The sequence below is a fragment of the Mycobacterium sp. NPDC004974 genome, from assembly GCF_053600815.1.
In genome coordinates this window covers 25,103-38,369 of record NZ_JBSGAQ010000009.1, presented here as the reverse complement: position 1 = coordinate 38,369, position 13,267 = coordinate 25,103, and the positions used below count along the sequence as shown (strand labels likewise).

Below are 13,267 nucleotides of genomic sequence, written 5' to 3'. Positions count from 1 at the left end.
GCCAACGACACGTGGCCGACCAGCCCGTTCTGATGCAAGGTGACCTGAATATGGATGAAACACAAAGCAATTCGAATCTTCCAGAGGGCACCGAGCCCGCCGGGGCACCGGCGTCGCGCCCCGACCTGACCGTCGCGGAGATGCGTGAGTGGCTGCGCAAGGCGGTGGCCACCGCCACGAGTCAGTCGGCCGACGCGATCGACGAGACCACGCCGCTGATCGAGCTGGGCCTGTCCTCGCGCGACGCGGTGGCCATGGCCAGCGACATCGAGGACCTCACCGGCGTCACCCTGACGGCCACGGTGCTCTTCCGGCACCCGACCATCGAGTCGCTGGCCACCGTGATCATCGAGGGCGAGCCCGAGCCCGAGAACACCGATGACGCGGACTGGTCGCGCGACGCCGATGTCGAGGACATCGCGATTGTCGGCGTCGCCACCCGCTTCCCGGGGGACATGAATTCCCCTGAGGAGATGTGGGAGGCGCTGCTGGAAGGCCGCGACGCCATCACGGACCTGCCCGAGGGCCGCTGGGAGGAATTCCTCGCCGAGCCGCGGATCGCCGAACGCGTCGGCAAGGCCAGCATTCGCGGCGGCTATCTCTCGGATATCAAGGGTTTCGACTCCGAGTTCTTCGCGCTGTCGAAGATGGAGGCCGACAACATCGATCCGCAGCAGCGGATGGCGCTCGAACTGACCTGGCAGGCCCTCGAGCATGCCCGCATCCCGGCGTCGAGCCTGCGCGGTACCAATGTGGCTGTGTACGTGGGTAGTTCCAACAACGACTACCAGTTCCTCGCCCTGATGGACCCCACGGCCGCGCACCCCTACGCGATCACCGGTACCGCGACCTCGATCATCGCCAACCGGGTGTCCTACTTCTACGATTTCCGCGGACCGTCGGTATCGGTCGACACCGCCTGCTCCAGCTCGCTGGTCGCTGCGCACCAGGGTGTGCAGGCGCTGCGCTCCGGCGAGGCCGACGTGGCCATCGTCGGCGGGGTCAACGCCATGATCACCCCGATCGTCACGATCGGTTTCGACGAGGTCGGCGGAGTGCTGGCCCCGGACGGCCGGATCAAGTCGTTCTCCTCCGATGCCAACGGATATGCCCGCTCCGAGGGCGGCGGCATGCTGGTGTTCAAGCGGGTTTCCGATGCCCGCCGCGACGGAGACACCATCCTCGCCGTGATCGCCGGCAGCGCGGTCAACCATGACGGCCGGTCCAACGGCATGCTCGCGCCGAACCCGGACGCGCAGGAAGACGTGCTGCGCAAGGCCTACAAGGACGCCGGGATCAACCCGCGCGACGTCGACTACATCGAGGCGCACGGCACCGGCACCATCCTGGGTGACCCGATCGAGGCCGACGCACTGGGCCGGGTGGTCGGCCGCGGTCGCGACGCCGACAAGCCCGCCCTGCTGGGTGCCGTGAAATCCAATGTGGGGCACCTGGAGTCGGCTGCCGGTGCGGCCAGCCTGGCGAAGATGACCCTCTCACTGCAGCACGACAAGCTGCCCCCGTCGATCAACTACGCGGGCCCCAACCCGTACATCGACTTCGACAAGGAACACCTCAAGGTCAACGACACCGTCTCGGAGTGGCCGCGCTACAGCGGACATGCCATCACCGGTGTCTCGGGCTTCGGCTTCGGTGGAGCCAACGCCCACCTGGTGCTGCGCGAGGTGCTGCCGTCGGATCTGGTCGAGCCGCAGGCGGAACCCGAAGCGGAAGAGGACAAGTCGGCTGCTGATGACGCAAACGCCGTGCACGTCGGTGGCGTGCGGATGGACGAGTACGGCGAGTTCATCCACGATGAGCCCGAGGTCGACGAATACCCGGCCTACGACGAGGTGACCCATGAGCTGCCCGGCCTGACCGACGAGGCGCTGCGCCTGCTGGATGCGGCCCGTGCGGAGCTGGCGGCGGCGGAAGCTGCCGAGCCCACCAAGAAGGTTGTCCCGCTTGCTGTTTCGGCGTTCCTGAGCTCACGCAAGAAGGTCGCCGCGGCTGAGCTGGCGGACTGGATCGACAGCGAAGAAGGCCGCGCGTCGTCGCTCGAGTCCATCGGGCGCTCGCTGTCACGCCGCAGCCACGGCCGTTCCCGCGCCGTGGTGCTGGCCCATGACCACGACGAGGCGATCAAGGGCCTACGGGCGATCGCCGAGGGCAAGCAGCATCCGACTGTGATCTCGGCCGACGGCCCGGTGACCAACGGGCCGGTGTGGGTGCTCGCCGGTTTCGGTGCGCAGCACCGCAAGATGGGCAAGAGCCTGTACCTGCGGGAGCCGGTCTTCGCCGAGTGGATCAACAAGGTCGACGCTCACATCCAGGATGAGCGCGGGTACTCGATCGTCGAGCTGATTCTCGATGACGCGATCGACTACACCAATGAGACCTGCGAATACCCCATCGAAGTGGTCCAGACGGTGATCTTCGCCCTCCAGATCGCGCTCGGTGAGTTCCTCAAGGCTCACGGAGCGAAACCCGGTGCGGTGGTGGGACAGTCGCTCGGTGAAGCGGCCGCCGCGTACTTCGCGGGCGGCCTGTCACTGGCCGACGCCACCCGGACCATCTGCTCGCGCGCGCACCTGATGGGTGAGGGCGAGGCGATGCTGTTCGGCGAGTACATCCGGCTGATGGCGCTCGTCGAGTACTCGGCTGACGAGATCAAGACCGTCTTCGCCGATTACCCGGGCCTGGAGGTGTGTGTCTACGCCGCCCCGACCCAGACCGTCATCGGCGGCCCGCCGGAGCAGATCGACGCGATCATCGCCCGGGCCGAATCGGAGGGCAAGTTCGCCCGCAAGCTCCAGACCAAGGGCGCCAGCCACACCCAGCAGATGGACCCGCTGCTCGGTGAGCTTTCCGCCGAAATCCAAGGCATCGAACCGCATCCGCTGACCACGGGCTACTTCTCGACCGTGCACGAGGGCAAGTTCATCCGGGCCGGCGCCGAGCCGATCCACGACGTGGACTACTGGAAGAAGGGCCTGCGGCACAGCGTCTACTTCACCCACAGCATCCGCAACGCGGTGGACAACGGTCACACCACGTTCCTTGAGCTGGCGCCGAACCCGGTGGCCCTCATGCAGGTTGGGCTGACCACCGCATCGGCCGGCTTGCACGACGCGCAGTTGGTGGCGACCCTGGCCCGTAAGCAGGACGAGGTCGAGTCGATGGTCACCGCCATGGCCCACCTGTTCGTGCACGGCCATGAGCTGGACTTCCGGACCCTGTTCCCGCGCAAGTCCACCGGTTTGGCCGGTGCCCTGGACTTCGCCAACATCCCGCCCACCCGGTTCAAGCGCAAGCAGCACTGGCTGGACGCACAGTTCACCGCGGACAGCTCGGCAGTGATGCCCGGCAACCACGTCGCGACACCCGACGGCAAGCACGTCTGGGAGTTCGTGTCGAAGGGCACCGCCGACCTCGCCGCACTGGTGAAAGCGGCTGCCGCGCAGGTGCTTCCGGACGCCAAGCTGACCGCTTCCGAGCAGCGTGCGGTGCCCGCCGAGGGCTCGCGCCTGGTCACCACGCTGACCCGGCACCCGGGCGGCGCCTCGGTGCAGGTGCACGCGCGCATCGACGAATCGTTCACGTTGGTCTACGACGCGATCGTGACCCGTGGCGGCGCCGCGGCAGCGCTGCCGACCGCCGTGGGCGCCGGTGTTGTCGCCGAGCAGGTTTCGGCTACCCCAGAAGTGGTGGCTGAGCCCGAGGTCGAGGACGATGCGGCGATTCTGTCCGACAACCTGACCAAGGGCGCCAATCTCGGTGCGGGCTTTGCCAAGTGGTCACCGGATTCGGGCGAGACCATCGCACAGCGACTCGGCACCATCGTCGGCGGTGCCATGGGCTATGAGCCCGAGGACCTGCCGTGGGAGGTGCCGCTGATCGAGCTGGGCCTGGATTCCCTGATGGCGGTGCGGATCAAGAACCGGGTCGAGTACGACTTCGACCTGCCGCCGATCCAGCTGACCGCGGTGCGCGACGCCAACCTGTACAACGTCGAGGAGCTCATCAAGTACGCGATCGAGCACCGCGACGAGGTCGATCAGATCGCCGAATCCCAGAAGGGCAAGACGGCCGACGAGATCGCCGCCGAGCAGTCCGAACTCCTGGGCGGCGCCTCCACGGTCGCCGAGCTCGAGGCCAAGCTGGCCGAGGCCGGACACCCGTTGGCGGAGACGGACTCCGACGACAGCGCTGAAGCTGCCGAAGCCGCACCCGCACTGGACATTCCGGCCCCGCCGAGCGACCCGTCGGGCCCGTCGATCCCGGCTCCGCCGTCGGATCCGTCCGGACCGAGCAAGGCCACCGCGGCCGCGGCCGCGGCCAAGGTGCTCACCCAGGAAGCGGTCACCGAGGCGCTGGGCGCCGACGTGCCCCCGCGTGACGCAGCTGAGCGCGTCACCTTCGCCACGTGGGCGATCGTCACCGGCAAGTCGCCGGTCGGCATCTTCAACGAGCTGCCCTTCGTCGATGTCGAGACCGCGACGAAGCTGTCCGAGCGGCTCTCCGAGCGTGCCGAGGGCACAGTGACGGTCGAGCAGGTGCGCTCGGCGAAGACCATCGAAGAGCTGTCGACGATCGTGCGTGATCAGCTCGAAGAAGGTGTTGTCGACGGATTCGTCCGCACTCTGCGACCGGGCAAAGAGGGCACCTCGCACGTGCCGCTGTTCGTGTTCCACCCGGCCGGCGGATCGACCGTCGTCTACGAGCCGTTGATGAAGCGGCTTCCGGCCGACACCCCGGTGTACGGCATCGAGCGCGTCGAGGGCGCGATCGAGGAGCGTGCCGCCGAGTACGTGCCCAAGCTGCTGGAGATGCACAAGGGGCCGTTCATCCTGGCCGGCTGGTCGCTGGGCGGGGCGCTGGCCTACGCGTGCGCGATCGGCCTGAAGCAGGCAGGTGCCGATGTCCGGTTCGTCGGGCTGATCGACCTCGCGCTTCCGGGCGAGCCGATCGACCAGAGCAAGGAGGGTATGCGGGCCCGTTGGGATCGCTACGCCCTGTTCGCCCAGCGCACGTTCAATGTCGAGATCCCGGCGATCCCGTACGAGGAGCTGGAGCAGCTCGACGACGAGGGCCAGGTGAAGTTCGTTCTGGACGCGATCAAGGACAGCGGTGTGCAGATCCCGGGCGGGATCATCGAGCATCAGCGCACGTCGTATCTGGATCAGCGTGCCCTGGCCACCATCGAGGTTCAGTCCTACGACGGCCACGTCACGCTGTACCTGGCCGACCGCTACCACGATGACGCCATCGTCTTCGAGCCCGCGTACGCGACCCGCAAGCCCGACGGCGGCTGGGGGGAGTACGTCAAGGATCTCGAGGTGGTGCCCATCGGGGGCGAGCACATCCAGGCCATCGACGAGCCGTACATTGCCAAAGTCGGTGCTCACATGAGCGAGGCGATCAACCGTATCGAAGCGGAGAGCGAGAGCAAGTGACCAACAAGACCACGGCTGAACTGCTTGCCGAGCTCCGCGAGAAGCTGCAACAGGCTGCCGATCCGGGCGACGAGAAGGCCAAGGCCCGCCGGGACAAGAAGGGAATTCCGTCCGCACGGGCCAGGATTCACGCCCTGGTCGATCCGGGCAGCTTCCTCGAGATCGGTGCGTTGGCGCGCACTCCGGGTGACCCCAACGCGCTCTACGGCGACGGCGTCGTCACCGGCCACGGGACCATCAACGGCCGCCCGGTCGGTGTGTTCAGCCACGACCAGACGGTGTTCCAGGGTTCGGTCGGTGAGATGTTCGGCCGCAAGGTGGCCAAGCTGATGGAGTGGGTGGCCATGGTCGGCTGCCCGATCATCGGTATCAACGACTCGGCCGGCGCCCGCATCCAGGACGCGGTGACCTCGCTGGCCTGGTACGCCGAGCTGGGCCGCAGACACGAAATGCTGCGCGGCCTGGTGCCGGAGATCTCGATCATCCTGGGTAAATGCGCCGGCGGCGCGGTGTACTCGCCGATCCAGACCGATCTGCTGGTGGCGGTGCGCGATCAGGGCTACATGTTCATCACCGGACCGGACGTGATCAAGGACGTCACCGGCGAGGACGTGACGTTCGACGAACTCGGCGGCGCCGACGTACAGGCCCAGCGCGGCAACATCCACAAGGTTGTCGAGGACGAGGCGGCGGCGTTCCAGTACGTCCGCGACTACCTTTCGTTCCTGCCCGCCAACCATTTCGACGACGCGCCGATCGTGAATCCGGGTCTGGAACCCGAGATCACCCCGCACGATCTGGAGTTGGACGCGATCGTCCCGGATGCCGACAACACGTCCTACGACATGCACGAGATCCTGCTGCGGATCTTCGACGACGGTGACATCTTCGAGATCGCTGAGCAGCGTGGCCCGGCCATGATCACCGCGTTCGCCCGGGTGGACGGTCGCCCGGTCGGTGTGATCGCCAATCAGCCCATGCACCTGTCCGGCGTGGTGGACACCGATGCCTCCGACAAGGCCGCCAGCTTCATCCGGTTCTGCGACTCCTTCAACCTGCCTTTGGTTTTCGTCGTGGACACCCCCGGCGCCATGCCGGGCTTCGCCGAGGAGGAGAAGGGGATCATCAAGCGCGGCGGCCGGTTCTTCAACGCGATCGTCGAGGCCGATGTGCCGAAGGTGACCATCATCGTCCGCAAGGCCTACGGCGGCGGGTATGCGGTGATGGGTTCCAAGCAGCTGTCGGCCGACCTGAACTTCGCCTGGCCGACTGCGCGTATCGCGGTGATCGGTGCCGAGGGTGCGGCGCAGCTGTTGGTGAAGCGGTTCCCGGATCCGACCGCGCCTGAGGTGCAGAAGATCCGCGCCGACTTCATCGAGGGCTACAACCTCAACCTGGCCACGCCGTGGATCGCGGCCGAGCGCGGTTACATCGACGGCGTGATCCAGCCGCACGAGACCCGGCTGCTCCTGCGTAAGTCCCTGCACCTGCTGCGGGACAAGCAGAACATGCCCAAGGTCCAGCGTAAGCACGGTCTGACCCCGATCTGATCGTCAGCGAGGGTCAGGGACCGGACAGCACCGCGGTGCCGTACCGCTCACACAGCAGCAGGGCCAGTTCGACGTCGAGCCGATCGTCGTCGACGGGCCTGCCGCGGCGCTCCTCGGCACGGCCGACGCGGTACTTGACCGAGTTGAAATGCAGGTTGAGTTTCTCGCCCGCCGATTTGTAGCTGGCGCCGCCGTGCAGGTACACCCGCAGGGTTTCCCGCAGCCGGGCGTCGTTGGCGGTGTCCGATGCCAGGGCGCCTAATGTCTGGGAAACGAATTCCTTTGCATCGTCCAGGTTTTCACCGATTAGCGCCGCAGCGGCAAGTCCTGGGTCGCCGGCGGCGGTGACCCCGCCGGTGCCGGCGGCGAGCGCGACGCGGCGTGCTCGCAGCGCCTGGTGGTGTGATCTGCGGAAGCCGTCGACGCCGTACAACGGTGTGCCGAGCGCAGCTGCAGGGCCGGTGTGCCGTGCGCCCATGTGAGAGCGGACAACCTCGACCGCGGTCGTCGCTGCAGAGGCCGACAGCGGTATCCACCCCCAGCCGGTGTTGCGATCAGCGGCGATGAACAACGGACTACTTTGTGCCCCAACAGCTTCTGCCGAGTCCCGGAGTGCTGACTCCAGCCGGCCGAGCCCGTCGTCCAGTTCGGAGTCGGCCGGCCACCACATCACGACGGCAAGATGTGTCCGCTGCATCGGGTACCGCAGCGTCGCGGTGAGGGTATCGGGGTCGGACACCGAGACCGACAGTGGCGTCGCGAGCAGCTCACGCACCCGCAGCGCCCTGGCGCTGTTCCGGTTGGCCAGCCACCGGTCGCGTTCGGCTTCGTAGACCACCACCACCTGCTGGCTGATCCAGTCGATGTAGCGGAACGACACCGAGGTGATCCGCTCGAACACCGCCAACCCGATCCGGGCCTGAAGTCCGGCGGCGTTGACCTCCTCGGCCGCGGCGTCGATCACCAGGGCGTGCCCCAACCGATATGCGCGCACCAGCGCCTCCATCGGCACACCGCGCTGGGCCACGCGCCGGGCGTACTCCAGGGCGGCGGTCGGCGGTTCGATGTTGCCCAGCGATATGTCGTGGCGAAGCGCATGGAAGATGGTCTCGACATTGCCCGCGACACTGGATCCCAGTAGTTGCACCAACTCGGGATCGCCACGCAACTCCGTAATGTCGCTGGCCAGGGCCTGTTGTACGGAATGGCTCACCGCTACTTGACGTGCCATCAACCGATCCATCACCACGGCGGATGCGGCCGCGACATCGGTGTCCATGTGTTGACCCTAGATCGCAAATTTGTCTCCAAGCGACAAACCGCCGGGCCGACTTCATCGCCGCGAGATGATGTGAGGCGCATCACCGGCTACCTACCGTCGTGACATGTTCCTCGCGACTCTGCCAGATCGCCGCGCCGCCCGAGCCCCGCATGCTTCGGCCGTCGCCGACGACGCCCTCGACTTCGACAACACCGCATTCCTCGACGCCGTGACGCGTGCCGCGGCCGCGCTGCGTTCCGCGGGTGTGGGGCCCGGCGATGTCGTCGCACTCAAGCTGCCCAACCGCGCCGAATTCGTCGTGGTGCTCTTCGCGGCCTGGCGCTTGGGTGCCGTTATCACCCCGATCAGCCCGACCCTGGTGGCGGCCGAGATGGCCTACCAGGTCGCCGATGCCGGGTCCAAGGTGCTCGTCGTAGACGACGATACGGCGGCTGAGGTGCCGGTCCTGACGCTCGATGATCTGGCCGCCGGATCGGCGGATCCGGTCGCACCCTTCGAGATCTCGGACGACGCGCTGGCCCTGCTGATCTACACCAGCGGCACCACCGGCAGGCCCAAGGGCGTCATGCTCGACCACGCCAATGTCAATGCCATGTGCGACATGGTCATCCAGGGGTTCGAGCTCACCGAGGCGGACCACAGCCTGCTGATTCTGCCGCTGTTCCACGTCAACGGCATCGTGGTCAGCGCCCTGTCCCCGCTGATCGCCGGCGGCCGGACCACGATCGCCGGCCGGTTCAACCCGGCCACGTTCTTCGAGCGCATCGAAACTACCCGCGCCACATACTTTTCCGCAGTACCCACCATCTACACGATGCTCGCCGGACTGCCCGCCGAGGTGCAGCCCGATGCCAGCTCGGTGCGGTTCGCGGTGTGTGGCGCCGCGCCGGCCAGCGTCGAACTTCTCGATCGGTTCGAGCGTCGCTACGGCATCGGACTCATCGAGGGTTACGGACTGTCCGAGGGATCCTGCGCCAGCACGGGCAATCCGCTGCATGGCAAGCGCAAGCCGGGAACCGTCGGCATCCCGTTGCCGGGTCAGGAGATTCGCATCGTCGACGGCTCCGGTGCGACGCTCCCGCAAGGAGAGGTCGGCGAAGTCGTCATCAAAGGCCCCAACGTCATGCGCGGCTATCTCAACCGCCCGGAGGAGACCGCCGAGACCCTGGTCGACGGCTGGCTGCACACCGGCGATGTGGGCCGGTTCGACGAGGACGGATACCTGGTGCTCGTGGACCGGGCCAAGGACATGATCATCCGCGGCGGGGAGAACATCTACCCCAAGGAGATCGAGACGGTTGTCCACCAGCTGCCCGAGATCGCCGAGGCCGCCGTCGTCGGGCGCGCGAATCCGGTCTACGGCGAGGAGCCGGTCCTGTTCGTGTCACTGAACCCGGGCGCCGAGCTCGGCGAGGACCGGATCCGCGAACATCTCACCGGATCGCTGTCGAAATACAAACTGCCCGTCGACATCACAATTCTGCCCGGCCTGCCGGTGAACCCCGTCGGCAAGATCGACAAGCCCACGCTGCGTAAGACACTGACCACCGCGGTTGCGCGGTCCTAGCCCGGCCCGAAAAAGGAGCTCGTCATGGGATTCGTCAAGCCAACCCTGCCTGAGGTCGACCTTCAGGAGTTTCTGCGCCTGCCGCTGCAGGAGCGCCTCCGGATCATGAGCCTCAAGTGGGTGGACCACGGCCTCGGTGCCCCCCGCATGATCCATGTGCTCTACATCGTCAAGCTGACGCTCTTCTATGCGCTCGGCGGGGTTGTCATCGCGACTGCGACGTCTCATCTGCCCGCCTTCTGGCATGTGGCCGATTGGTGGAATCAGCCGATCGTGTATCAGAAGCTGATCCTGTGGACCATCCTGCTGGAGCTCCTCGGGCTGGCCGGATCGTGGGGCCCACTTGCCGGCAAGACGAAGCCGATGACGGGCGGCTACCGATTCTGGGCCAAGGTCAACACGATTCGGCTGCGGCCGTGGAAGGCGGTGCCGTTCACCGATGGTGACCGTCGCACCCGGTTCGACGTGTTCGTGTACCTGGCGCTGATCGCCGCCGTGGTGGTGGCGCTGGTGGCACCCGGTGTGCACAGCGATTCGCTGAGCGCGGTGTTGCCACAGAACACCTCGGGCCTGGTGAACCCGGCGCTGCTGATCATGCCGATGGTGCTGCTGGTCGTGATCGGCTTGCGGGACAAGACGATCTTCCTGGCTGCCCGCGGCGAGCAGTACCTGCCCGCGCTGCTGTTCTTCACGACATTGCCGTTCGTCGACATGATCATCGCCGGCAAGCTCTTGATCGGCACGGTGTGGATCTGGGCCGGTGTCTCCAAGTTCGGTCTGCACTTCACCAACGTCATCCCGCCGATGGTGAGTAACAGCCCGACGCTTCCGTTCAAGTGGCTCAAGCGCGCGCACTACCGCAACTTCCCGCACGATCTTCGTCCCTCGCACCTGGCGACCTTCATGGCGCACGGGCCGGGCAGCTTCGTGGAGATCGTCGCACCGCTGGCGCTGCTGCTGTCACCGTGGCCATGGCTGACGTTCGGCGCGGCCGCGGTGATGGTGTGCTTCCACCTGTTCATCATCTCGACGTTCCCGCTGGCGGTTCCGGTGGAATGGAACGTGCTGTTCGCCTACATCACCGTCTTCCTGTTTCTCGGCTTCCCGAACTGGGACGGCTACGCCATCGCGGACATGTCCTCGCCCTGGCTGACTGTGGTGCTGCTGATCGGGCTGTGCTTCTTCCCGGTGCTGGGTAACTTCCGGCCGGACCTGGTGTCCTTCCTGCCCGCCATGCGTCAGTACGCGGGCAACTGGGCTTCGGCGGTGTGGACCTTCACCCCGGGCGCCGAGCAGAAGCTGAACCGGGTCACCCGGTCCGCGCCGAACACGGTGGACCAGTACATCAACTTCGGCTGGGACCCGGTGGTGGCCGAGGTGTTCACCCAGCAGGTCACCGCGTGGCGCGCACTGCACAGCCAGGGCCGCGGACTGTATTCGGTTCTGTTGAAATCCCTCCCGGACATCGACAGCCGCACCGTGCGCGAGGGGGAGATGTCGTGCAACACGATCATCGGTTTCAATTTCGGTGACGGACACCTGCACAATGAAGACCTCATCGCCGCGATCCAGTCCGAGGCACAGTTCGAACCGGGCGAGTTCGTGGTGGCATGGGTGGAATCGCAGCCGATCCATCGCAAGACCCAGGAGTACAAGGTGATTGACGCGGCCCTCGGGGTGATCGAGCGGGGCACCTGGAATGTGTCCGACCTGGTCGACGAGCAGCCCTGGCTGCCGAACGGGCCGATCCCGTTGAATGTGACGTGGCGGCGGGCCGGGATTCCGGCATGAGCACCGCGGTTGTGGTCGGTGCGGGGCCCAACGGGCTCGCGGCCGCGATCACGCTGGCCTCGGCTGGGGTGGACGTCACCGTCCTGGAGGCCGCCGACGAGATCGGCGGCGGGGTGCGCTCGTCGAGCGAGGGCCTCGCGGAGGGTTTCCCCGCGGGCCTCGTCCGCGACCACTGCGCGGCGATCCATCCGATGGCGGTCGGCTCGGCCTTCCTGAACGGTCTTGGGTTGGAGCGTCACGGGCTGCAGTGGAAATGGCCAGAGATCGATTGTGCGCATCCGCTCGACAGTGGTGATGCCGGCCTGCTGTACCGCAGCGTGGATACCACCGCGGCGGCGCTCGGCGGGGATGGAGGTCGGTGGCGGCGGGCTTTCGGCGGGCCGTCATCGAATTTCGACATGCTCTCGCAGGACATCATGGGGCCGCTGCTACGGGTGCCGAAGCATCCGCTTGCGCTGGCTCGTTTCGGCGCGCCAACGGTGCTGCCCGCGGCGGCGTTCGCCCGGCTGTTCCGTACCGAACGCGCGCGGGCATTGTTCGGCGGTGTCGCCGCACACACCTTCCGGCCCTTACACTTTCCGCTGACCTCGGCCATCGGCCTTGGCATCATCACCGCCGGGCACTGGCACGGTTGGGCGGTGGCACAGGGCGGTTCGCAGGCCATCACCGATGCTCTGGCCGCGGTGCTCGCGGAGTTGGACGTCAAGGTGGAAACGGGTATCCGCGTCACGTCCGGTGCGCAGCTGCCGTCCGCCGACGTGACGATGTTCGATCTCGCACCGACAGCGGTGGTCGACATCATGGGGGACCGCCTGCCCAGGCGGGTGGCCCGTGGCTTGGGTGGATTCCGGTACGGTCCTGGAGCCTTCAAGGTCGACTTCGCGGTCGAGGGTCCGGTGCCGTGGACGAATCCGGAGGTCGGCGGCGCGGGGACGGTGCACCTGGGCGGTGACTTCGCCGAGATCGCGGCGACCGAGCGGGAGATCCACGCCGGCCGGATGCCGCAGCGGCCGTTTGTGCTCGTCGGGCAGCAGTATGTGGCCGATCCGGGCCGCTCGGTCGGCGACATCAATCCGGTGTATTCGTATGCCCATGTGCCACACGGCTATACGGGTGACGCAACAGAGGCGATCATCGGCCAGTTCGAGCGGTTCGCCCCCGGGTTCCGCGACCGGATCGTCGGGATGGCGGTGCGGTCGACGACGGAGATGTCGGTCTACAACGCCAACTACGTCGGCGGTGACATCTGTACGGGGGCCAAGGACATCCGGCAGTTGGTGTTCGGCCCGCGGACTACGCTGCAGCCCTACCGAATTGGTGTTCCCGGCATGTACCTGTGCTCGGCGGCCACCCCGCCGGGGCCCGGAGCGCACGGCATGTGTGGCGCCAACGCGGCCGCGGTGGCCCTGGCTTCTCTCGCGCGGTGAGTGGCGGCGGGTTTGCGGTAGGCCGGCAATGCACATTCCTACTCACAAGCGTGTAATTCAAAAACATGTCCTGTGATCAGCGATGACATCGGGCTCGTCGAAAACCATCCACAAGTTATCCACAGGCCGCTCTGGTTGGCTGTGCGAGCCGTCGATCCGCAGCGAAGATCGTTGCAGGACATCGGGTTGGGCAG

General features: G+C 66.7%; 6 protein-coding genes. 5 read left to right on the top strand and 1 reads right to left on the bottom strand.

Annotated features, from left to right (window positions below; genetic code table 11):
• Positions 1-50: 50 nt before the first annotated feature.
• Together pks13 and ACWEFV_RS20115 are read left to right on the top strand one after the other, a co-directional pair.
• Positions 51-5,456 (top strand): polyketide synthase Pks13, encoded by a 5,406-nt coding sequence (pks13, locus tag ACWEFV_RS20120; protein WP_450071441.1) that lies wholly within the window; start codon positions 51-53, stop codon positions 5,454-5,456.
• A complete protein-coding gene (locus tag ACWEFV_RS20115) occupies positions 5,453-7,006 on the top strand; it encodes an acyl-CoA carboxylase subunit beta (RefSeq protein WP_135459427.1) in 1,554 nt (517 codons plus the stop codon). The genes pks13 and ACWEFV_RS20115 overlap by 4 nt, the downstream gene beginning before the upstream one ends.
• A 13-nt stretch (positions 7,007-7,019) precedes the next feature.
• On the opposite strand, the gene ACWEFV_RS20110 is transcribed toward ACWEFV_RS20115, so the two are convergent.
• Positions 7,020-8,285 (bottom strand): PucR family transcriptional regulator, encoded by a 1,266-nt coding sequence (locus ACWEFV_RS20110; RefSeq protein ID WP_450071440.1) that lies wholly within the window; start codon positions 8,283-8,285, stop codon positions 7,020-7,022.
• A 106-nt stretch (positions 8,286-8,391) separates the two neighbouring features.
• On the opposite strand from ACWEFV_RS20110, the gene ACWEFV_RS20105 reads away from it, so the two are divergent.
• The 3 genes from ACWEFV_RS20105 to ACWEFV_RS20095 are packed head-to-tail and all read left to right on the top strand — an operon-like array spanning position 8,392 to position 13,073.
• Positions 8,392-9,855, top strand: a complete 1,464-nt coding sequence (locus tag ACWEFV_RS20105; protein ID WP_450071439.1) for a class I adenylate-forming enzyme family protein — start codon at positions 8,392-8,394, stop codon at positions 9,853-9,855.
• Positions 9,856-9,879: 24 nt separating this feature from the next.
• Positions 9,880-11,646 (top strand): DUF3556 domain-containing protein, encoded by a 1,767-nt coding sequence (locus tag ACWEFV_RS20100; protein ID WP_450071438.1) that lies wholly within the window; start codon positions 9,880-9,882, stop codon positions 11,644-11,646.
• Complete coding sequence (locus ACWEFV_RS20095) at positions 11,643-13,073, top strand: phytoene desaturase family protein (RefSeq protein ID WP_450071437.1); 1,431 nt, start codon at positions 11,643-11,645, stop codon at positions 13,071-13,073. Before ACWEFV_RS20100 ends, ACWEFV_RS20095 begins: the two co-directional genes overlap by 4 nt.
• Positions 13,074-13,267: the final 194 nt, after the last annotated feature.

Coding starts and splice junctions, on each gene's coding strand:
- pks13 (WP_450071441.1), top strand. CDS start 51: ATGGATGAAACACAAAGCAATTCGAATCTTCCAGAGGGCACCGAGCCC.
- ACWEFV_RS20110 (WP_450071440.1), bottom strand. CDS start 8,285: ATGGACACCGATGTCGCGGCCGCATCCGCCGTGGTGATGGATCGGTTG.
- ACWEFV_RS20105 (WP_450071439.1), top strand. CDS start 8,392: ATGTTCCTCGCGACTCTGCCAGATCGCCGCGCCGCCCGAGCCCCGCAT.
- ACWEFV_RS20100 (WP_450071438.1), top strand. CDS start 9,880: ATGGGATTCGTCAAGCCAACCCTGCCTGAGGTCGACCTTCAGGAGTTT.
- ACWEFV_RS20095 (WP_450071437.1), top strand. CDS start 11,643: ATGAGCACCGCGGTTGTGGTCGGTGCGGGGCCCAACGGGCTCGCGGCC.